Raw genomic sequence first — 536 nt, 5'->3', positions numbered from 1 at the left:
GCGGTCGGCGACGTCGCCGCCCGCCGGGATGTAGACGTTCTCCAGCACCATGCCCTGCCCGGGGCCGAGCAGTTCGACGCCGATGTGGCGGGCCTCGCCATTGTCCTGCCAGTCGTGCTTCGAGAAGTCGCGGAACGGCACTTTCGAGACAGTCGCGACGCCGTGATAGCCCTTCTGGCCGTGGATGGCGCGGTGGGTGTAGCCGAGGCGCTCGAACATCTCGTGGGGGAACAAAGGTTCCGCCACCTTGATCTCCTGCAGGCACAGCACGTCGGGGGCCTGCTCGGTGAGGAAACGTTCGACCTGGTCGATGCGCAGGCGGACGGAATTGATGTTCCAGGTGGCGATCTTCATGCGCGTGGCTTTAGGCATCGCCTGCGGGAATTGCCAGTCCCCGACCTCGCGTAAACCGAGGGTGCCCCTCCACCATCCTGCGGATGGTCCCCCTCCCCGTTCCGGGGAGGATGCGTGTGCTTTTCTTGGGTCAGGATTGGCTCAGGCCGGAGCGAGAACGGTGCCGTTCGCAGCCCGGCATG

The 536-nt window shown here is 65.7% G+C and carries 1 protein-coding gene; it reads right to left on the bottom strand.

Going from position 1 to position 536, the window contains the following annotated elements:
• Positions 1-354: endonuclease/exonuclease/phosphatase family protein (locus ACYPYD_RS25170; protein WP_459666218.1), on the bottom strand; the 354-nt coding region annotated here is incomplete at its 3' end.
• Positions 355-536 lie beyond the last annotated feature (182 nt).

It is taken from the genome of Novosphingobium sp. 11B (assembly GCF_054589055.1).
This window is presented reverse-complemented; position numbering and strand designations above follow the sequence as displayed.